This window comes from Angustibacter speluncae, from assembly GCF_054777815.1.
Window position 1 is genome coordinate 17,058 of the sequence record NZ_BAAHAF010000089.1, and the last position, 18,023, is coordinate 35,080.

Genomic DNA, 18,023 nt, shown 5'->3' on the forward strand with positions numbered 1-18,023 from the left:
TCGTTCGTCCGGGTTGGTCCGGTTCGCACCACCACGCGACCAGAGTGCTGGGCATGACCTCTCCCACCCTCCTCGGCACCGGCCCGCTCTCCCGCCGGTCCGTGCTGCTCGGCGGCGCCGGCGTCCTCGCGGCCGGTGGCGCGACCACCGCCGCGCTGCAGCCCGCGCTCGCCGCGAACCAGGGGCCGCTCGGCGCGGTCTTCACCCTCGGCGTCGCCAGCGGCGACCCGCTCCCGAACGGCGTGGTGCTCTGGACGCGCCTGGCCCGCGACCCGCTCGCCGAGGACGGTCTCGGCGGGATGCCCACCCGCGACGTCCAGGTCACCTGGCAGCTGGCGGAGGACCCTGGCTTCGCCCGGGTCGTGAAGCGCGGCACCGTCACCGCCCGCCGCCGGAACGCCCACAGCGTCCACGTCGAGGTCGGCGGCCTGCGCCCCGGTCGCGAGTACTGGTACCGCTTCAGGGCCGCGAACCAGGTCAGCCCGGTGGGCCGCACGCTCACCTCGCCGCCGCCGACCGCGGCGAGCCCGCTCACGATGGCGGTGGCGAGCTGCTCGCAGTACGAGCACGGCTTCTTCACCGCGTACCGGCGGATGGCCGAGGCGCAGCCGGACGTCGTGGTGCACCTCGGCGACTACCAGTACGAGTACCGCGCGCAGTCCTACGTCGCGCCCGGCGGCAACGTCCGCGACCACCGGGGCCCCGAGACCGAGACGCTGGCGGGATACCGGCAGCGGCACGCGCAGTACAAGACCGACCCCGACCTGCAGGCCGCGCACGCCGTCGCGCCGTGGATCATCACGTGGGACGACCACGAGGTCGACAACAACTGGGCCGACGAGGTGCCCGAGAACCCGCAGCCCGCATTCCTCGAGCGCAGGGCCGCGGCGTTCCGCGCCTACTACGAGAACATGCCGCTGCGCCGCACGTCGGTGCCGGCGGGCATCGACCTGCAGCTGTACCGCCGGATCGACTGGGGCCGGCTGGCCAGCTTCCACGTGCTCGACACCCGCCAGTACCGCGACGACCAGGCCTGCGGCGACGGCTCGCGCACCGGGTGCGCCGAGGCCCTCGACCCCGCTCGCAGCCTGACCGGTGACGCGCAGGAGGCGTGGCTGCTCGACAACCTGGCGTCGTCCCAGGCGACCTGGCAGGTGCTCGCGCAGCAGGTGTTCTTCTCCCAGCGGGACTCGGCAGCCGGTGCGGTGCAGACGTTCTCGATGGACGGCTGGGACGGCTACGTCGGCTCGCGGGAACGCATCCTCGCCGGCATCGCCGACCGCGGCGTCGAGAACCCGGTGGTGCTGACCGGCGACGTGCACCGCCACTACGCCGCCGAGGTCAAGGCCGACTTCGACGACCCGGCCTCGCGGACGGTGGGTGTCGAGCTGGTGACCAGCTCGATCACCAGCGGCGGCGACGGCGTCGACATGGACCCGGCCACCCAGGTGCAGCTCGACGAGAACCCGCACATCAAGCTGGTGAACAGCCAGCGCGGGTACGTGCAGGTGCGGCTCACCGAGACCGAGATGGTGTCGCAGTTCCAGGTGCTGCCCTACGTGCGGCGTCCCGGAGCGCCCGTGCAGACCCGCGCCCGGTTCGTCACCCCGGCCGGCGCGCCGGCCCTGCACCCCGCCTGACCCCTCGACCGGACCGACCGACGCGGACGAGCACGTAGCCCGCCCGACCCGCGCACGACACACCCCGGCAACAGACCGCCGCCACAGTGGTGGCGTCCGCCGTCCCCGGGAGGTGCCCGTGCTCGTCCGCGTCCGTCTCGTCGTCCCCGACCGCCCCGGTGCGCTCGGCCAGGTCGCCTCCGCCATCGGCACGGCGGGCGCCGACGTCGTCCAGGTCGAGGTGATCGGCTCCGAGAACGGCCGCGCCGTCGACGACGTGCACCTGCAGGTGCGCGACACCGCCCACCTCGACCGCGTGGTCACCGAGCTCGCCGCCACGGCCGGCGTCGACGTCGAGGGCGTGCTGCACTCTCCCCCGCCGGTCACCGGCCACGCCGAGCTCGAGCTCGTCGCCCGCGTCGTCGCCCAGCCCGACCGGGCGCTGCGCACCCTGGTCGACGGGGCGCCCGCCGCCGTCGGCGCCTCCTGGGCCGCGCTGCTCGGCGCCACCGGGACCGGTCCGCTCGACGTCGTCGACACCGTGGTCCTGCCCGGCGTGCACGCGCCGGACGCGCTGCCCGAGGTGGCGGGCGGCCTGCCGCTGCGGGTCTCGTCGCCTCGGCTCACCCTCGACGGCGGACGCTCCCCCGCCGGCAGCGTCCTGGTGCCTCTCGGCACCGACGAGCCGATGGCGCTCGTCGTCGTGCGCGAGGTCGGCCCGTCCTTCCACCGGTCCGAGACCTGGCGGCTCGCCGAGATCGCCCGGACGGCGGGCGCTGTGGCGCAACGCACCCCCGTCCCCGGCTGACGGCTACCTGCCGGCGGGTAGGTTCGGCGGGCGGGCGGCACGTGGCGCCGCCGTACGCACCGATCCACGGGAGGCAGAAGGATGACCGCACTGACGGGCAAGGTCGCACTGGTCACCGGAGGCGCGGGCGGCATCGGCGCCGCCACCGTGCGACGCCTGGCCGCCGAGGGCGCCGCCGTCGCCGTGCTCGACCTCGACGAGGGCGCGGCCGGCGAGGTCGCGGGTTCGGTCGCCGCGGACGCGGGCGTCCGGGCGGTCGGCATCGGCTGCGACGTCACCGACGCGGCGTCCGTGGCGGCCGCGGTCGAGCGCACCGTCGCCGAGCTCGGCGGCGTGCACGTGGCGGTGAACAACGCCGGGGTGACCCGCGACAACCTGCTGTTCAAGATGACCGACGACGACTGGGACACCGTGATGGCGGTGCACCTGCGCGGCGCCTTCCTGGTCTCGCGGGCAGTGCAGTCGCACCTCGTCGCCCAGAAGTGGGGCCGGATCGTCAACCTGTCGTCGGTGTCGGCGCTCGGCAACCGCGGCCAGGCGAACTACGCCGCGGCCAAGATGGGTCTGCAGGGCTTCACCCGCACGCTCGCGATCGAGCTGGGTCCGTTCGGCGTCACCGTCAACGCCGTGGCACCGGGGTTCGTCGTCACGGCGATGACGGACGCCACCGCGCGCCGCGTCGGCATGGAGCCGGACGCCTACCGCGAGGCGGCCGCCGCGCAGACGCCTGTGCGCCGCGTGGGCCAGCCGGACGACATCGCGCACGCGATCGCCTTCCTCGCCGGCGAGCAGGCCTCGTTCGTCACCGGCCAGACGCTGTACGTCGACGGCGGCTCGACCCTCTGACCGCGAGGTCGCGACGGGGCCGGGTCACCCGCCAGGACGCAGCACGGGCGGGTGCAGCGCGGTCGCCGTCCCCTTGCGGTACAGCACCGCAGGGCGCCCGCGTCCGCCCGAGGTGCGCTCACCGGTCGCGACCAGGAAGTCCGCGACCCCGGTGACCTTGCGGTGGAAGTTGCCGGGGTCGAGCCGCGCGCCCCACACCGTCTCGTAGACCGCGCGCAGGTCGGCGACGGTGAAGGTGTCGCCGACGAACGCCGTCGCGAGGTCGGAGTACTCGAGCTTGGCCCTGGCGCGCTCGACACCGTCGGCCAGGATCTGGTCGTGGTCGAACGCGAGCCGCTGCTCGGCGACCTGCGACAGCGGGAACCACTGCGCCGCAGCGGCATCGGTGCCCGCCACCGGATCGGGCTGGCGGGCGCCGAGCGCCAGCCACGCGACGCTCACCACCCGCATCCGGGGGTCGCGGCGCGGTGCGCCGTAGGTGCGCAGCTGCTCGAGGTGCACCGACTCGCGGGTGAGCCCCGCCTCCTCCGCGAGCTCGCGGTACGCCGCCGCCTCGAGGTCCTCGTCGACGTGGGTGAACCCGCCGGGCAGCGCCCAGCGCCCGCGGTGCGGCGACGCGAGCCGCTTCACCAGCAGCACCGACAGCTCGCCCGGGTGCTCGTCGCGGATCGTGAGCACCACCAGGTCGACCGTCACCGCGAACGGCGGGAAGGCGGACGGGTCGTAGTCGCTGCCGGGCACGTGCCCATCAGACCAGGTAATCGTCGAGGTGACAACTCCCCGTGCGGACGGCTAGCGTCGGGATCGACCGACGAGAGGGGGACGACGTGGACGAGGCGACGAGGGAGCGCGCGGCCGGCGTGCTGCTGGGCCAGGCCTGCGGCGACGCGCTGGGGGTGCCGTACGAGTTCGCCGCGCCGCCGGTGGGTCCCGCGGCGATGGTCGGGGGCGGGCTCGGGCCCTACGCGCCGGGCGAGTGGAGCGACGACACCCAGATGGCCCTGGTCGTCGCCCGGGTCGCGGCCTCCGGTGCCGACCTGCGCGGCGACGCCGCGCTCGACGAGGTGGCCGAGGGCTTCCTCGCCTGGGCCCGCGCGGGTGCCAGCGACATCGGCGTGCAGACCTGGGCGGTGCTCGGGGACGCCGAGCGGGCGGACCCGGCGCTCCCGGCCGGTCGGCGGGTGGCGGAGGCGGCTGCCGCGCTGCACGCCCGCACCGGCCGCACCGCCGGGAACGGCGCGCTGATGCGGACCGCCGTCGTGGGCCTGGTCGACCTCGGCTCCCGGGCGACGACGGCCGAGGCCGCCGCTGCCGTCGCGGCCCTCACCCACCCCGACCCGCTCGCGGCCGAGAGCTGCGTGCTGTGGTGCGAGGCGGTCCGCACCGCCGTGACCTCGGGCGCGGCCGACGTCGCCGACGGGCTCGACCTGCTGCCGGCCGGCCGGCGCGACGCGTGGGCCGCGTGGATCGCCGAGGCGGCCACGAGGCCGCCCGCCGCGTTCGCCCCGAACGGGTTCACCGTCACGGCGCTGCAGGCCGCCTGGAGCGCGGTGGTCGCGTCGCGGTCGTCGGCCACCCCGTTCGAGGACGGGCTGCAGGCGGCGGTGCTCGCCGGCGACGACACCGACACCGTGGCGGCGATCGCGGGCGGGCTGCTCGGGGCGCTGCACGGGGCGTCCGCCGTCCCGCCGCGGTGGCGGGCGGACGTGCACGGGTGGCCCGGCCTGCGCGCCGACGACCTGGTCGAGCTGGCCGTGGAGACGGCGACGGCGCGACCCTGAGGGGTCGCGCCGGTCGGGTCGGGCCTGGGTTTCAGGCCTGGGAGTAGGTGCTCCAGCGCACGCGGCGCGGGTTCGCGATCGAGGTGATCTCGACCTCGGGACGGGCGTCGTCGCGGCGCTCGTCGGTGCGGGGCTCGGTGGTGCTCATGCGGCGTCGACCTCTCTCGTCTCGTCGGGCGCCCCGGGGACCCGAGGCGGTGTCCCCATTCTCGCGCGCCGGTCGCGGAGCGTGACGACCGAGAGGGCCGATCGGGGCAGTGACCTTGGTCTCACCCGGCCGCGGCAGCCGGCGCGGCAGGGGTCTCGTCCACGACCAGCGGACGGCGCGCGACCACCAGGACGTGCGTGTCCGGCCACGGCAACGAGCGCCCGTCCAGGTCGGCGAGCGAGGCCACCGGCGCGATCCGGTGCTCGACGATCCAGTCGTTGCGCCACGCGTGGGTCGCGACGTCGACCTCGAAGCCGACGTCGGTCAGCAGGGCGCGCCAGGCGTCCAGGTTCATGTCGGTGAACCGCTCGTGGCACTCGCTGACCCAGTTGTCGGTGTAGTCCTTGCGGGTGAGGAACTCCATCGCCCGGGCCAGCGTGCAGCGCACCGTCGCGGTGCCGGCGGCCGGGTCGGCGCCGACCGGCTCGACCGCGTACCCGGGGGCCGCGTGCAGCGCGAAGTCGTGCGCGAACTGGTCGAGCCGCGCCCGCGTCGACAGCCGCTCGACGTAGGCCGCGCACTCCCCCGCCGTGAGCTCGGCCAGGTCGGTGCGCACCTCGTCCGGGTTGTCGCCGTCGTCGGTGCGCAGCGTCAGCAGCACCTCGCGCTGCGGGTCGGCGGGGCCGGCCACGTCCGAGTTCACCCACACCCCGCCGGGGGCGGTGTGCGCGAGGACGCGCGAGGCGAGCAGGCGCAGGGAGGCCCGCCCGTCGCCGTAGGAGGAGATCTCGTGGGTGAGCGCCACCGTCAGCGTGGTGTCGATGCTGCGGTCGGGGAAGACCGCCGGGCCGTCGGCCAGGATGTTGCGCTGGTAGATCCAGGTGTTCGGGTTCGGGAAGCCCTTCTGCGCCTGGCGGTGCTGCGCCTCCGCGAACAGGTGCCGTGCCACCTCGACGCCGATCAGGTCGCTCTCGTGCAGCCGCGGGTCGCGGCCGGCCTCGACCAGCAGACCGCCGCTGGCGCAACCGACGTCGACGATGCGACCGGGACGGACGTAGGGGCCGACCTGCTCCCACTTGCGGCCGCTGTTGTCCTCGAAGCTGCGCTGGTACGAGCCGTACTCGCGGGTGTCGGTGAGCGTCCCCTCGTCGCCCACCACCGGGTCGGTGCTGACAGTGCGCACGTGCTCCTCGAGGGCGTAGCGGTCGAAGACCGACACCGTCGCCGGGTGCGCGAGGTCGCGCCAGGTGCCGTCACCGGCGACGAGCCGCTCGAGCACGTCCCAGGGACGGGGCGGCGGCTCCGGGAAGGCCTCGCCGTCGTCCTCGACGGTCACCACGCGGAACCCGAGCTCGCGGTACATCGCGGCGACGACCGGCGTCGAGCAGGCCAGCACGGTGTCGTCCGGGGTGAGCACCACGCGGCCCGCGGTCGCGACCTCGACGGCGGTGAGCGTCACCCGGGCGAACCGCGCGGTCGCCCGCGCGTCGACGACGGGCACGACCAGCGAGTCGACGTCCTCGAGCAGCGAGAACCGCTCGATCGCCGCCTCCCGCCGCGAGTAGGGCACCGGGTTGCGCCGGGTGTTCTGGTGGTTCGCGCTGGTGACGGCCCAGACCACCCGGGCACCGGGCTCGACCTCGACCCGCTGACCGTCGTCCGCCACCGCCTGGCCGCCGAGCACCCGGTGCAGGTACCCGGCCTGCGCACGGGTGAGCAGGTGGTGGCGTCCGGGCAGCAGGACGTGGCGGTAGCGGGTCACGCGACCCAGCCTCCCAGCCCGGCTCAGCCGGACTCGCAGCCCACCCCGTCGCCGTCGCCGTCGAACCCGTGCGGGTCGGGCGCGACCACGACGAACCGGCGGTGCGGGACGTCGCCGCAGTCCAGGTCCGGACCGCCCGGGATGCACACGGTCGGGTACGACGGGTCGCACCCGGGAGCTCCGCCGACGAGCGGCGCCGCGGCGGTGGCCGTGGGGGCGGGTGGGGGTAAGGGGGCGGCGGTCGCGGTGGCGCCCCACACCGGCAGGTCCGACTCGGTCGGGTGGTCCGATGCGGGCAACGGCTCGTCCGGGCAGTCCGCGAGCACCCGGGCGATCGCGTCCCGCTCGGCCTCGGTGACCCAGAGGCCGTACTTGGCCTTGACCGCCACCTGGACGGCCACGTACCCGCACCGGGCCGACCGCTGCGGCGGCAGCCAGGTCGCGGCGTCGCCGTCGGACTTCTGCGCGTTCAGGCCGCCGGGCACGGCCCGCAGCCCCAGCGGGTCGTTCGCGAACGCGAGGCGTCGCTGCGGGGTCCACTGCTGCGCGCCCTTCTGCCAGGCGTCGGAGAGGGCGACGGCGTGGTCGACCTGCACCTCGGCGCTGGTCCGCTCGCCGCGGACGAACGGCACGGTCTTGCCCGACCACAGGTCCTGCAAGGTGCCGGTGAGCACGACGCAGCCGGACGTGCGCGGGTCCAGGACGGTGTCGACCAGGTCGCGGCGCAGCACGTCGTTGCGGGTGTCGCACCCGTTGCGGTCGGTGTCGGCCCACGACGGCCCGAACAGCGCCCGGTCGTAGCCGGTGCGCGGCGCGCGCCCCTTGACGGGCAGCGTCGCCAGGGCCGCGAGCGCCGTACCGGGCGCCGGCGCGGCGGTCGAGGTGGTCGAGGTGGTCGAGGTGGTCGACGAGGGCGCGGTCGTCGTCGGGGTCGGCGCCGGCGCGAGCAGGGTCGGGGACGCCGTGCGCAGCCGTCCGCCCGCGGTGGGTGCGGGGTCGGGGGCGTCCGCGGTGCACCCGGCGAGCGCCAGCACCGCGACGACGGTGGTGGCGAGCAGGCGGGCGGCGGTCACCGGAGCAGGATCGGCACGGCGCGCGCCCGGCCTGAGCGCGGGGTCACCGGCACCCGGTCACCGGCGCTCGAGCCGGGCGACGACCTCGGTGAGCGTGCTGCCGAGCGGTGCGTCCACGCGCAGGGTCGCCTCGCCGTCCCCACGGGTGGGGCCCTGGTTGACGATCGCGACCTCGCGCCCGAGCTTGTGGGCGTGCCGGACGAAGCGGTACCCGGACATCACGGTCAGCGACGAGCCGAGCACGAGCAGCACCCGGGCGGCGTCGACCAGGTCGTAGCAGCGGGCCACCCGGTCCTTGGGGACGCTCTCGCCGAAGAACACGACGTCGGGCTTGAGCGGGCCCTCGTCGCAGACCAGGCACGGCACGGTCCGGAACGCCTCGACCATCGCCTCGACGAGCTCGACGTCGCCGTCCGGGCGCACCTGGGCGGTGTCGCCGTCCCCGCCCGCGAACACGCCCGCGTCGAAGCCCGGGTTGGCGTCGGCCAACCGCTGCTGCAGCTGCTCGCGGTCGCTGACGTCGCGGCAGGCCAGGCACACCACCCGGTCGAGCGAGCCGTGCAGGTCGATCACCGGTTCGGCCCCGGCGGCCTGGTGCAGCCGGTCGACGTTCTGGGTGACGACGGCGCCCACTGCGCCGAGGCCCTGCAGGCGGGCGACCGCCGCGTGCCCCGCGTTGGGCCGCGCCTGCCGGATCACGGGCCACCCGGCGAAGCTGCGGGCCCAGTAGCGGCGCTGCGCCTGCGAGGAGCCGAGCAGCTCCTGGTAGGTCATGGGCGTGGCGCCGCGCGCGACGCCGGTGGGTCCACGGTAGTCCGGGATCGACGAGGGCGGCTCGGTGCTCATGCCGGCGCCGGTGAGGGCGACGACGTCACCGTCGGCGAGCAGGTCGGCGAGCGCCGCCGCGTCGCCGTGCACCGCGCCGTGCACCGTGCGGGAGGCGACGACGTCGGCCACCGGGTGCGTGCTGCTCACCGCACGATCGTGCCTCACGGCCCGGGGAGCAGCACGGGGAGGTCAGCGCGAGCCCGCGCCGTACCCGTCGTCGGCGGCCGGAGGCCGGCGCGGGGCGCGGACGGGCGGCGGCGACGAGCCGGCCTCCTCGAGCCCGGGCACGTCCGGCACCTCCTCGCCGCGCGCGAGCCGGCGGCGACGCTCGGCGGCGACCTCCCGCCACACGCCGTCGGGGTCGGCGCGCAGGGCCTCGTCGACGGTCGTCAGGTTGTCGAGCGCCTCGCGCAGCTCGGGACCTGCCATCAGCCGCTGCACCACCTCGAGCTTGAGCTGCAGCGCGGCCGGGCCGTTGGCGTGGGTGTCGTTCCAGACCCGGTCCCAGGTGGTCGCACCGGACGCGACCCGCGAGCGCAGCAGCCGGTACCCCGAGCTCGCGTCCGCGGCGCCGGTGATCGACTCGAGCAGGGCGATCCGGCCCTCGTCGAGGACCTCGTCGGGTCGCGCGCGCCGTCGCTCCTCGAGGTCGGCGACGACCGCGCGCACGCGCGCCAGCATCCGGGCGTCGCGGTCGGCGGTCGGCGGACCGGGGGCGGTGCTCACGACGCCTCCGGCGCGTCGGCGTCGACGCCGTCGACGGCGTCCTGCGCGTCGTCGCCGATGGTCTCGCGCAGCCCGTCGATCGCCTCCTGCTGCTCCTGCATGCTCTCGCGCAGCCCGGCCAGGCCGCCTGCGAGGTCGTCGACGTTGCCGGACGGGTCGTTCGCGAGCGCGGGCAGGAGCGCCGCCAGGTCGCGCAGCTGGGAGAACACGTCGAACGACGACTTGGCCACCTCGTAGTACGCCTCGACCTCGTCCTTGAAGCCGAGCAGCGCCTCGATCTGGCCCTTCGCCTCGGTGATGTTCGAGTAGAGCGCCTTGACGTCGTCGAAGCCGGAGAGGGCGTCGAGGATCCAGCTGCCCACCGACGCCAGCGCCCCGGAGAACTTCTTCACCAGGAACTCGACCATGCTCGCGCACAGGTCGACCAGCTCGCCGAGCAGCCGTCCGAGCGCCTCGCCGCACTCGCGGCTGACCGTCGCGATGCCGTCGAAGACGAGCTTGGTCTGCGCCAGCAGGAACCCGGCGGCGTGCGCGACGGCCGCGTACAGGCTGGTGTTGAGCGCGAACGCGACCGAGGCGTCGCCCGTCCACGACAGCGCGAGCTTCGCGTTGTTCGCGAGGATGTTGTCGCCGACCGCCTGCAGGGCGTCGCCCGCGACGCCGGCCGCCAGACCGCCCGCCGCGATCCGGTTGAAGTCGCCGGTGACGGGCTCGATGAACCACTCGGCGATGCCGCCCTCGGGGAAGTCGCCCGGGAACGACAGCCCGACCTTGGACGCCAGGCCCTGCAGCTTCTCGTAGCAGTCGCGGGCGACGTCGATGACGTCGTCGACGGTGTCGAGGTTGTCGGGGAGCTCGAGCTCCTCGGTCGGGGCCTCGACCGGCTCGAGCTCGACCGGCGTCACGTTCGCGAAGGTGGTCGCCATCAGTACAGCCCCCCGGTCTCCTTCTCGATCTTGCGCTGCCGCAGCTCGTTCTGCCGGCGGATCAGCTCGAGCTCGCGCTCGGCGTCGCTGTGCCGGAAGTACCGGCTGACGTGGCCGTCCTCGCGGTCGTAGGCACGGGCGATGTCGAACAGCGCCTGCTCGCTGGTCTCCCAGGTGTCGATCGCCGCGAACGTCATCGCCTGGAAGTGCCCGGCGGCGACGTCGAGCGCCTCGACGACCGGCTCCATCAGCCGCGGGTAGCCGTCGTCGGCGCAGACGGTGTTCACGACGTAGCTGGAGACGTGGCGCAGGTCGTCGGCGACCACGTCCATCCACTCCAGGTAGTTGCGCAGCGTCTGCAGGTCGTCGATCGAGAACTCGTCGCCCACGGCTCCCCCGTCCCCCGCGACCGGACCTCCCGGCCGCGGCTCCCACCGTAGGACGGTCCGCGCGCCCGGCCCGGGGTCCGTCCACAGGCGCCCGGGCGCTCGAGGGGCCACCCGGTCGCGCGGCCGTTGTAGCGTTACCGACCGGTAGCACGGTGCGACACGCCCCCGGACGGGTGGTCTCCGCGCTCAAGGACGGACCCCGATCGGCCGAAGGAGCCCTGTGCACCCCTTGTTCCGCGAGCCGTTGCGCTTCGACGTGCTCACGTGGCTGTGGTGGGTGCTGGTCGGCGGGGTCTACGTCGCCCACCTGCGCCTCGACACCTGGGTGTCGGCCTGGGCGTTCATCGTGGCCGGCGTCGTGGTGGCGTCCGCGTTCACCCTGCTCGTCGCCCTGCTGCGGTACCTGGTCGACGGCCCGCAGCGCCGCGTCGAGGGCGCCCGCACGATGCGCGAGGTGCTCGGCATCGACGTCCTGCCCGGCGTGGGCGACTGGACCCGCGAGCAGGCCGAGGCCCACGCGGCCGCCCAGCTCGAGGCCGCCGAGGCGCAGGCCGCCGAGGCCGAGCGGGTGGCGGCCCTGGAGGTCGAGCGCGACGAGGTCACCGTCGCGCTGCCGCTCGAACCCCCCACCGCCGCACTCCCGGTCGTCGCCGCCGAGCCCGCCCCCGTCCCGGTGGCGGCCGGCCCGGTGCCCACGCCGGTCGCCGCGCCCGTCCTGGAGGCGCCCCGCGCGCTGCGGCTCGAGGTGAGCGAGGTCCGCATCCCCGCCGGGCGCCCGGTCACCGTCACCTGGTCGCTCGAGGGCGCCGACACCGTCGTGGTCGACGGCCGCCCCGGCTTCCCGTCCCACGGGCAGACCACGGTCGCGGTGCGCGAGACGCGGCACGTGCTCGTCGTCGGCTCGAACGCGGCCGGCGTCACCGCCGTCACCACCCCCGAGATCGAGGTCGTCCCCGAGGCCCCCGAGCCCGCGCCGCTGCCGCCCCTGCCGCCGGAGCCCCAGGCGCGGCCGGAGCGCCGCGGCCCGGCCGTGCACCGGCTCCAGATCGACCTCGGGTCGACCACGGGCGGGTCGACGTCCGCCCTGGCGCACCTGGACCGGGTGCTGGCGGCCCAGGACCGGCTGCGCTCGACCGGGCCGGACCTGCCCGGCCTCGGGGTCCCGGAGTCCTTCGGGCGCTGGCTGCGCGGCCACCCGCGATCGCGGTTCGTGCGCGCCGGTTCCTACCTCCCGCCGCTCCAGCCGGGGCGACAGGCTGCCGACACCTCCCTGGAGGAGGTCGTCGCGGAGCCCGACCCGACCGCGACCGCACGCCCCGTGACCGCCGAGGACGACAGGACGACCACGTGACCCCCGTGACCCGCTTCCTGCTGGCCGTGGCCGGCTCGAACCGCGACGTGCTGGCGCACGCGCCTCGCGACGTCGCCAAGCAGGCGAGCCTCGGCGGGACGCTGCTCACCACCGCGGGCCTGGCCGGCGTCGCCGGCTCGCTCGCGCTCTGGATGGCGCTCGACGTCCCGGTGTGGGCCTCGGTCGCGCTCGGCGCGCTGTGGGGCCTGGCGATCCTCAACCTCGACCGCTGGCTGATCGTGTCGACGCCGCGGCTGCCGTCCAAGCGCGCGACGCTGGCGATGGCGACCCCGCGCGTGCTGCTCGCCGTCGTCATCGGCCTGGTCGTGTCGACGCCGCTGACGCTGCAGATCTTCAAGGCCGAGATCGACGCCGAGCTGATCCAGATGCACACCGAGGAGCTCGAGGCGTTCGAGGACCGCCTCGACAACGACCCCCGGTTCCGCGACATCGACCAGATGAAGGCCGAGATCTCCGAGCTCGAGCTCGCCGTCGCCGCCGGTGCGCCCGTCGACGCCGTCTCGGCCAACCCCGAGGTCGCCGCGCTCACCGACCAGCTCGCCCAGGTCACCGCCGACTACAACGCCGCGGAGCAGGAGGTCGCCTGCGAGAAGGACGGCACCTGCGGCTCCGGCGTCATCGGCGCGGGTCCGGCGTTCGAGGAGAAGCAGGCCCGCCGCGACCGGCTCGCCGGCGAGGTCGACCGGCTCCAGGCGGCGCTCGACGCCAAGACCGCCGAGGTGCGCCAGTCGGTGGCCACCTCGACCGAGCAGACCGCCATCTCCAACCAGGCCCGCATCGACGACCTGCGCGACCAGGTCGACGACGCCGAGTCCAAGCGCGACGCCGAGGTCGCGGCGCACGACGCCACCACCGCCAGCAACGACGGCCTGCTCGCCCGGCTCGAGGGCCTGCACCGGCTGACGACGGACAACTGGATCCTGCAGTTCGCCCACATCCTGCTGTTCCTGTTCCTCACCGCCATCGAGTGCCTGCCGATCCTGTTCAAGACCCTGCTGGCCCTGACCAAGCCGACGCTCTACGAGCAGCTCACGCAGATGGAGGACGAGCGCGGCATCGACCGCGCCAAGCTGCGGTTCGACGTCGAGCACGCCGAGGCGATGTCGGTCGCGCAGGCCTCGCTGGAGGCCGCCAAGGTGCGCTCGGCGACCCAGCTCGACGCCGAGGTCCGCACGGCGCAGACCGTCCTGGACGCCCAGGTCGACCTCGCCGGCAAGGCCGTGACGGAGTGGAAGCGCCGCGAGACCGCACGCATCGCCGCCGAGATCGACGAGTTCGGCGTCGAGGCCGTGCTGAGCCAGCCCTCGCTCCCCCACCAGGACCGCCGCTGACCGAGGCGGTCGCGCGCCCCCTCTCCCGAATCGAGGGACGGGACGGTCAGCCGGACGCGCCCGCCGGGGTCTCGCGGACGGGCAGCCGGACGACGAAGCGGGTGTCGCCGGGCTCGGACTCGACGTCGATGCGCCCGCCGTGGCGCTGGGTGACGATCCGGTAGCAGATGTCGAGCCCCAGGCCGGTGCCCTCGCCGGTCGGCTTGGTGGTGAAGAACGGCTCGAAGATCCGCGTGCGCAGCTCCTCGGGCACACCGGGGCCGGTGTCGCCGACCTCGACGACCACCCACTCCGGGGCGCCGTCGGTGCCGTCCTCGACCCGGGTGCGCAGCCGCAGCGTCCCGCCGCCCTTCATCGCACCGACCGCGTTGTCGATCAGGTTCGTCCACACCTGGTTCAGCTCACCCGGGTACCCCGGGACGACGGGCAGGTCGTCCTTGAGGTCCTTGTCGAGGGTGATGCCGGCGGCCTTGATCTTGTGGTGCAGCATCACGACGGTGCTCTTCAGGCCCTCGCGCACGTCGAGGTGCTGGAACGGCGCGCGGTCGAGCTGGGAGTACTGCCGGGCCGCGCCGACCAGGTTGGAGATGCGGTCGGTCGAGTCCTCGATCTCGTCCATGAGCATCTCGGTCTCGACGGCGTACGCGATCCAGCCCAGGCCCGACCCGAGCACCTCCTCCGGCAGGTCGCCGGCGACCTCGTCGAGCCAGTCGGTGTCGAGTCCCGCGGCGACGTACACCGGCGCGAGGTCCCAGCCGTTGGTCAGGCCGCGCTCGTCCATCCAGTCGCCGATGGCGTCCTCGGCGTCCGCGGTCTCGACCGGTGACAGGTCGGGCGCCTTGGCCTTGCGCTCGATCGCGTCCTCCTGCGCGGCGGCCAGCCGCACCAGGACGGCCGGGTCGACGTGCCCCTCGGCGAGGGCCGACAGCTTGTGCCGCATCTTCGAGACCCGTTCGCGCAGCGACGACGTCGCGCGCACGGCAGCGGCGGCGGGGTTGTTCAGCTCGTGGGTGAGCCCGGCCGACAGGCGCCCGAGGGACAGCAGCCGCTCCCGCTCGCCGATGATCTGGTTCGAGCGGCGCACGCCGACGTACACGCCCTCGAGCAGGTGCATCGCCATCGGGAACCACTCGCGCACCGCGTGCCCGAGCTCGGGCGCGTCGAGGACGAAGAACGAGCAGTCGGTGACGGCCAGGAGGCTGCCCATGTAGCGGGTCTCCTCCGAGCTCGTCACGAACGCCGTGGTGGCCCCCGCGTACACGCCGCGCTGGTTGGTGCGGTTGATCTCGGTGTCGTGGCCCTGCACGAGGCGGCGCATCGACAGCGTCCCCTCGAGCAGCACGAAGAAGCAGGTCGCGGGCTCGCCCTCGGCGTACACGACCTCGCCGGCGCGGCGGTGCTCGACGCCGCCGCGGTCGGCGAGCCACTGCAGCTGCGCGTCCTCGAGCTCCTCGAACAGGAACAGCGTGCGCAGCTCCTGGACGTCGATCGTGTTCGCGGCGGTGGCGGGATCCATCAGGTCTCTCCGAGGTAGCGGTGGACGAGCGTGACGGCGAGGGCTCCCTCGCCGACGGCGGAGGCGACCCGCTTGACCGAGGCCGAGCGCACGTCGCCGGCGACGAAGACGCCGGGGACGCTGGTCTCGAGCAGGTACGGGTCGCGGTCGAGTCCCCAGACCTCCGGGAGCCGCGCGTGCGCGGCGAGGTCGGGGCCGGTGAGGACGAACCCGGCCTCGTCGCGGACGACGTCGTCGGGCAGCCAGTCGGTGCGGGGGGCCGCGCCGATGAAGACGAACACGTGGGCGCAGTCGACGACCTCGTCCTCGCCGGTCGAGACGTCGTGCAGCGTGACGCACTCGAGGTGGTCCGACCCGGTGCAGCTGGTGACCGTGGTGCAGGTGCGCACCTCGATCGTGTCGATCGCCGCGATCTGCTCGACCAGGTAGTGCGACATCGACGCGCGCAGGTCGGGTCCGCGCACGGCGATGGTCACCTTCGCGGCGTGCTGCGCGAAGAACACGGCCGCCTGCCCGGCGGAGTTCGCACCTCCGACGACGATGACGTGCCGCCCGGCGCACGCCTCGGCCTCGGTCGAGGCCGAGCCGTAGTAGACGCCGCGGCCGACGAGATCGGCCGCGCCCTCGGCCTCGAGCTCGCGGTACGAGACGCCGGTCGACAGCACGACGGCGTGCGCGCCGACCTCGCTGCCGTCGTCGAGGGTGAGCACCTTGGCCGGGCCGCGGGTGCGCAGCCCGGTGACGGTGCGCGCGCTGAGCATCTCGGTGCCGAACCGCAGCGCCTGCCGGCGCGCGCGGTCGGTGAGCTGCCCGCCGGAGACGCCGTCGGGGAAGCCGAGGTAGTTCTCGATCCGCGAGCTCTGCCCGGCCTGGCCTCCCGGCGCCTGCCGCTCGACGAGGACGGTCGACAGCCCCTCGGACGCGCCGTACACGGCCGCACCGAGGCCGGCCGGACCGGCGCCGACGATGGCGAGGTCGTAGAACTCCCCGCTCGGTGTCGTGCTCATGCCGACGGCCTCGGCGAGCTCGGACGTCGTGGGCCGCCGCAGCACGGTGCCGTCGGGGGCGACGACGACCGGCACGTCCTCGGGGGTGGCGTCGGCCAGCGCGAGCATCCGCTCGCCCTCGACGTCGTCGACGCCGTACCAGGTGTAGGGCACGCCGTTGCGCGACAGGAAGTCGCGCAGCTCGAACGACGGGCGCGACCAGCGGTGGCCCAGCAGCTTCACCTGGGTGCGCGAGCGCCGGGACGTCTTGCGCCACAGGCCGATCAGCGAGTCGACCACCGGGTAGAGCTTCTCCTCCGGCGGCTCCCACGGCTTGACCAGGTAGTGGTCGACGTCGACCAGGTTGATCGCGGAGATGGCCGCGTCGGTGTCGGCGTACGCGGTCAGCAGCGCACGCCGGGCGTCCGGGACGAGGTCCATCGCCTGCTCGAGGAACTCGATGCCGTTCATCGCCGGCATCCGGTAGTCGGCCAGGATCACCGCCACCTGGTCGCCCCGCAGGGCGACCTCCTTGATCGCGTCGAGCGCCTGCTGCCCGGACTCGGCCCGCAGCACGCGGAAGTCGCTGCCGTACTGGCGGCGCAGGTCGCGCGCGACGGCGCGGGACACCGCGGCGTCGTCGTCGACGGTGAGCAGGACCGGACGACCGCCCTCACGCGCCTCGCTCACGCAGGGGTCCCCTCGGCGGCGTCGCGGGCGGCGGTGCCCTTCGGGTCGCGCCCGGTCTCGTCGACGAAGCACCAGCGCCAGGTCTCGCCCGGCTCCCAGGAGGTGATGACGGGGTGCCCGGTCTCGGCGCCGTGCGCGGACGCATGCCTGCCGGGCGAGGAGTCGCAGCAGCCGACGTGGCCGCAGGCGAGGCACAGGCGCAGGTGCACCCAGCGGCCGTCGTGGGCCAGGCACTCCTCGCAGCCCTGCGGCGTCACGGCCTGCGGCGGCTGCTCGGGTGCCGCCTCCAGGTGCTCGCACATCGCCATGGGGACCTCCTCGTGCGCGGGTCGCGGGCCGACGGCCCGCGGCTGGGTGGCAGCGGGCCTCATCATGCCAACGCCGCGAGACGGCCGGGAATGCCCGGGCGCGAGGTGGCGTTGGCGCGAGATACCCCCTGGGGGTACCACTGACACGCGAGGAGGACGACGTGGACCACGGGACGCACAGCCTGACCCGGACGGCGGTCACGGCCACCCTGCACTGCCTCACCGGCTGCGCCGTCGGCGAGGTGCTCGGGCTGGTGATCGGCACGGCGCTCGGATGGGGCGCGGTGGCGACGATCGCCCTCGCCGTCGGCCTCGCCTTCGTGTTCGGCTACGCCCTCACCATGCTGCCCCTGCTGCGCTCGGGCCTCGGCGTGCGCCGCGCGCTCGGCATCGCGCTGGCGGCCGACACCGTGTCGATCCTGGTCATGGAGGTGGTCGACAACGCGGTCGTGCTCGCCGTCCCGGGGGCGATGGAGGCCGGGCTCGCGAGCCCGCTGTTCTGGGGCTCGCTCGCGTTCGCGCTCGCCGTCGCGTTCGTCGTGACCGTCCCGGTCAACCGGGCGCTCATCGCCCGCGGCCGCGGGCACGCCGTCGTGCACGCCCACCACTGAGGAGGACGCCGACCCGGCGCGCGCCGGGTCGGCTACGGTGCGCGTGTGGTCGGGGCAGCAGCGCGCACGCACGTCGGTCGCGTCCGGGACGGCAACGAGGACGCCCACGTGGTCACCGACGCGGCCTGGGTGGTGGCCGACGGGATGGGCGGGCACCCCGGCGGCGAGGTCGCCAGCGAGCTCGCGGCACGGGCCGCCGCCGACGTCCCCGACGGCAGCGACGACCCCGCCGGCGTCGTGCGCTCGGCGTTCGAGGCGGCCCGCCGGTACGCCACCGAGCGCGAGCAGTTCGGGCGCCCGATC

The 18,023-nt window shown here is 74.8% G+C and carries 18 protein-coding genes; 8 read left to right on the top strand and 10 right to left on the bottom strand.

The window, feature by feature from the left end; all coding sequences use genetic code 11:
* The first annotated feature begins 53 nt into the window (after positions 1 to 53).
* From ACYVKY_RS11420 to fabG, 3 genes are all read left to right on the top strand, one after another.
* Complete coding sequence (locus tag ACYVKY_RS11420; RefSeq protein WP_460435106.1) at positions 54 to 1,640, top strand: alkaline phosphatase D family protein; 1,587 nt, start codon at positions 54 to 56, stop codon at positions 1,638 to 1,640.
* A gap of 118 nt (positions 1,641 to 1,758) precedes the next feature.
* On the top strand, positions 1,759 to 2,427 hold the full coding sequence (locus ACYVKY_RS11425; RefSeq protein ID WP_460435107.1) for an ACT domain-containing protein: 669 nt from the start codon (positions 1,759 to 1,761) through the stop codon (positions 2,425 to 2,427).
* A gap of 81 nt (positions 2,428 to 2,508) precedes the next feature.
* The gene (gene fabG, locus ACYVKY_RS11430; protein ID WP_460435108.1) at positions 2,509 to 3,273 is read left to right on the top strand and encodes a Rossmann-fold NAD(P)-binding domain-containing protein; all 765 of its coding nucleotides are present in this window, start codon (positions 2,509 to 2,511) and stop codon (positions 3,271 to 3,273) included.
* Between the two features lie 24 nt (positions 3,274 to 3,297).
* Here fabG and ACYVKY_RS11435 read toward each other — a convergent pair whose 3' ends face one another.
* On the bottom strand, positions 3,298 to 4,014 hold the full coding sequence (locus ACYVKY_RS11435) for an NUDIX hydrolase (protein WP_460435109.1): 717 nt from the start codon (positions 4,012 to 4,014) through the stop codon (positions 3,298 to 3,300).
* A gap of 86 nt (positions 4,015 to 4,100) precedes the next feature.
* Here ACYVKY_RS11435 and ACYVKY_RS11440 point away from each other — a divergent pair, with 86 nt between their 5' ends.
* Entirely contained in the window at positions 4,101 to 5,054 is a 954-nt protein-coding gene (locus ACYVKY_RS11440) for an ADP-ribosylglycohydrolase family protein (protein ID WP_460435110.1), read from the top strand.
* A 269-nt stretch (positions 5,055 to 5,323) separates the two neighbouring features.
* Here the strand turns inward: ACYVKY_RS11440 and ACYVKY_RS11445 are convergent, their stop codons facing one another.
* The 6 genes from ACYVKY_RS11445 to ACYVKY_RS11470 form a co-directional block, all read right to left on the bottom strand.
* The gene (locus tag ACYVKY_RS11445; protein WP_460435111.1) at positions 5,324 to 6,964 is read right to left on the bottom strand and encodes a class I SAM-dependent methyltransferase; all 1,641 of its coding nucleotides are present in this window, start codon (positions 6,962 to 6,964) and stop codon (positions 5,324 to 5,326) included.
* 23 nt (positions 6,965 to 6,987) lie between these two features.
* On the bottom strand, positions 6,988 to 8,037 hold the full coding sequence (locus ACYVKY_RS11450; RefSeq protein ID WP_460435112.1) for an HNH endonuclease family protein: 1,050 nt from the start codon (positions 8,035 to 8,037) through the stop codon (positions 6,988 to 6,990).
* 57 nt (positions 8,038 to 8,094) lie between these two features.
* Positions 8,095 to 8,967: a Sir2 family NAD-dependent protein deacetylase gene (locus ACYVKY_RS11455; RefSeq protein ID WP_460435125.1), complete on the bottom strand. Its 873-nt coding sequence runs from the start codon at positions 8,965 to 8,967 to the stop codon at positions 8,095 to 8,097.
* Between the two features lie 87 nt (positions 8,968 to 9,054).
* On the bottom strand, positions 9,055 to 9,591 hold the full coding sequence (locus tag ACYVKY_RS11460; protein WP_460435113.1) for a hypothetical protein: 537 nt from the start codon (positions 9,589 to 9,591) through the stop codon (positions 9,055 to 9,057).
* The gene (locus ACYVKY_RS11465) at positions 9,588 to 10,517 is read right to left on the bottom strand and encodes a hypothetical protein (protein ID WP_460435114.1); all 930 of its coding nucleotides are present in this window, start codon (positions 10,515 to 10,517) and stop codon (positions 9,588 to 9,590) included. The genes ACYVKY_RS11460 and ACYVKY_RS11465 overlap by 4 nt, the downstream gene beginning before the upstream one ends.
* Positions 10,517 to 10,906, bottom strand: a complete 390-nt coding sequence (locus tag ACYVKY_RS11470) for a hypothetical protein (protein ID WP_460435115.1) — start codon at positions 10,904 to 10,906, stop codon at positions 10,517 to 10,519. Before ACYVKY_RS11470 ends, ACYVKY_RS11465 begins: the two co-directional genes overlap by 1 nt.
* A gap of 220 nt (positions 10,907 to 11,126) precedes the next feature.
* Here ACYVKY_RS11470 and ACYVKY_RS11475 point away from each other — a divergent pair, with 220 nt between their 5' ends.
* Together ACYVKY_RS11475 and ACYVKY_RS11480 are read left to right on the top strand one after the other, a co-directional pair.
* Entirely contained in the window at positions 11,127 to 12,257 is a 1,131-nt protein-coding gene (locus ACYVKY_RS11475; RefSeq protein ID WP_460435116.1) for an SPOR domain-containing protein, read from the top strand.
* A complete protein-coding gene (locus ACYVKY_RS11480; protein WP_460435117.1) occupies positions 12,254 to 13,609 on the top strand; it encodes a DUF4407 domain-containing protein in 1,356 nt (451 codons plus the stop codon). Before ACYVKY_RS11475 ends, ACYVKY_RS11480 begins: the two co-directional genes overlap by 4 nt.
* A 46-nt stretch (positions 13,610 to 13,655) precedes the next feature.
* On the opposite strand, the gene ACYVKY_RS11485 is transcribed toward ACYVKY_RS11480, so the two are convergent.
* The 3 genes from ACYVKY_RS11485 to ACYVKY_RS11495 are packed head-to-tail and all read right to left on the bottom strand — an operon-like array spanning position 13,656 to position 17,109.
* On the bottom strand, positions 13,656 to 15,125 hold the full coding sequence (locus ACYVKY_RS11485) for an ATP-binding protein (protein ID WP_460435118.1): 1,470 nt from the start codon (positions 15,123 to 15,125) through the stop codon (positions 13,656 to 13,658).
* Positions 15,125 to 16,801 carry an NAD(P)/FAD-dependent oxidoreductase gene (locus ACYVKY_RS11490; RefSeq protein ID WP_460435119.1) on the bottom strand — a complete coding sequence of 559 codons (1,677 nt, stop codon included), beginning with the start codon at positions 16,799 to 16,801 and terminating at the stop codon, positions 15,125 to 15,127. The genes ACYVKY_RS11485 and ACYVKY_RS11490 overlap by 1 nt, the downstream gene beginning before the upstream one ends.
* Complete coding sequence (locus tag ACYVKY_RS11495) at positions 16,798 to 17,109, bottom strand: ubiquitin carboxyl-terminal hydrolase family protein (protein ID WP_460435120.1); 312 nt, start codon at positions 17,107 to 17,109, stop codon at positions 16,798 to 16,800. The genes ACYVKY_RS11490 and ACYVKY_RS11495 overlap by 4 nt, the downstream gene beginning before the upstream one ends.
* Positions 17,110 to 17,270: 161 nt before the next feature.
* Here ACYVKY_RS11495 and ACYVKY_RS11500 point away from each other — a divergent pair, with 161 nt between their 5' ends.
* Positions 17,271 to 17,720 (top strand): DUF4396 domain-containing protein, encoded by a 450-nt coding sequence (locus tag ACYVKY_RS11500; protein ID WP_460435121.1) that lies wholly within the window; start codon positions 17,271 to 17,273, stop codon positions 17,718 to 17,720.
* Positions 17,721 to 17,765: 45 nt separating this feature from the next.
* Positions 17,766 to 18,023 (top strand): PP2C family protein-serine/threonine phosphatase (locus ACYVKY_RS11505; RefSeq protein ID WP_460435122.1); only part of this gene is annotated, 258 nt, incomplete at its 3' end.